Source organism: Skermanella rosea (genome assembly GCF_016806835.2).
GTDB classification, from domain to species: Bacteria; Pseudomonadota; Alphaproteobacteria; order Azospirillales; family Azospirillaceae; genus Skermanella; species Skermanella rosea.
The window spans coordinates 4,863,117-4,865,121 of record NZ_CP086111.1 but is presented as its reverse complement, the minus strand read 5'-3'; the positions used below and the strand labels follow the sequence as shown (position 1 = coordinate 4,865,121).

Genomic DNA, 2,005 nt, shown 5'->3' with positions numbered 1-2,005 from the left:
CCGCCGCGCGTGTCAACTTTTCAACAAAATCAATTGACCGCGCCAACCGTAACAACTACACCTAATTGATTAAACAAAAAGAGGTATGTCCTGCAGTCGAATCTCATGCTGGGGCTTTTCAAGGGGCGAATATGACTGGCATCATTTCGGGTGGACGGGTGCGGCGTCGACTGCGGGGCGGGCGGCACTTCCAGCTTGCGGCGCTTGGCCTGGCACTGCTGTCGGCATCGGGATGCGCGATTACGCCCGAGCCCGTCACGCCGGAGGAGCGCTCGGCCCTGATCGCGGCGGACCGGCAGGCCCTGTTCCGGAACCAGGAGCCGGTGACCGGCCCGATCTCGCTGGAAGAGGCGATGGCCCGGGCTATCAAGTACAACCTGGACTATCGGTTGACAGCGATGGACCAGGCGCTCCAGAACCGGCAGCTCGACCTGTCCCGCTACGACATGCTGCCCAGGCTGGTGGCCGCCGCCGGGGGCACGGCCCGGTCGAACGAGAACCTGTCGGTCACGGAAAACACCCGGACCGGCGTCAAATCGACCGATCCGTCCATCAGCCAGGACCAGGAGCGCTTCACCACCGACCTGACACTGTCCTGGAACGTGCTGGATTTCGGCGTCAGCTATTACCAGGCGCGCCAGCAGGCGGACCGCGCGCTGATCGCCGACGAGCGGCGCCGGCGGGTCGTCCATTCCGTGATCCAGCAGGTTCGCGCCGCCTATTGGCAGGCGGTGTCGGCCGAGCGGATCGAGGCCGCGATCATCCCGATCCTGGCGGAGACCCGGCAGGCGCTGAGCGACGCCCGGACGGTCGAGGAACAGCGGCTGCGCCCGCCGGTCGAGGTGCTTCGTTACCAGAAGGCGCTGATCGAGGTCATGCGCCAGCTGGAGACGGTCGAGCAGGATCTCGCCATCGCCAAGGCCCAGCTCCGCGCGTTGATGAACCTGCCGCCGGGCCAGCCCTTCACGCTGGCGCTGCCGGCCGGCTTCCGCCGCGACGTTCCCCAGGTCCGCCTTGCGGTCGAGGAGATGGAGGCTCTGGCGCTGAACCGCCGGCCGGAACTGCGGGAAGAGCATTACCAGCGCCGGATCAGCGCCGCCGAGGTGCGCAAGTCGATCCTGCGCCTGCTGCCCGGGCTGACCTTCACCGGCTCCGCCAATTTCGACTCCAACTCCTATCTGGTGAACAACAGCTGGGCCGAAGCGGGGCTGCGGGTCAGCTTCAACCTGTTGAACCTGCTGACCGCGCCGGCATCGATCGGCGTCGCCGAGGCCCAGCAGGAATTGGCCGAGACGCGGCGCCTGGCGCTGAGCATGGCGGCGCTGACGCAGGTCCATGTCGGCTACCAGCAGTACCAGCGGGCGCGGCAGAACTTCGAGCAGGCCGAACTGCTCGATTCGATCGAGCAGCGCCTGTACGAGAACATCCGGCAGGCCCAGGCGAGCCAAGCCCAGAACGTGCTGGAGCGGGTGCGGGCGGCGGCGTCGGCCATCCTGTCCGAACTGGCGCGTGACCGGGCCTATGCGGACCTGCAGGCGGCGGCGTCCAACGTGATCGTCTCGCTCGGCCTCGACCCGCTGCCCGCCACCGTGCCCAGCCACGACATCAAGGCCCTGACCGAGGCGCTGGCCGCGATCAACGCCGACTGGCAGGCCGGCCGGTTCGTGCCGCCGGTGGCGGAACCGGCCCCGGCGGCTGCGCCCGTGCCAGCGCCCGCGCCGGTAGCCCTCGCCGAGCCGCCCCGGCCGGCCGTGCCGACGGCTCCGGCGGTCCCGGCGGTGCAGCCCGTCGAGGCCGTGCCGCTCGCCGCACCGGCCGCCCCGGAGCCGGCCGCCGATCCGGTCAGGGAAGCCGTCGCCGCGGAGCCTGCCTCCCCGGAGCCTGCCGCCCCGGAGCCTGCCGCAGCCGTGCAGGCGTCGGCCCCGCCGGTCGAACTGGCGCCGCGCCCCGTCCGCGCGGCCGGGCCGAGCCGGAAGCCGCTCATCGCCGACCCGATCTAGGAGGC

The 2,005-nt window shown here is 70.0% G+C and carries 1 protein-coding gene; it reads left to right on the top strand.

Annotated features, from left to right (window positions below):
- The first annotated feature begins 158 nt into the window (after positions 1-158).
- A complete protein-coding gene (locus JL101_RS22810) occupies positions 159-2,000 on the top strand; it encodes a TolC family protein (RefSeq protein WP_203102779.1) in 1,842 nt (613 codons plus the stop codon).
- Positions 2,001-2,005: the final 5 nt, after the last annotated feature.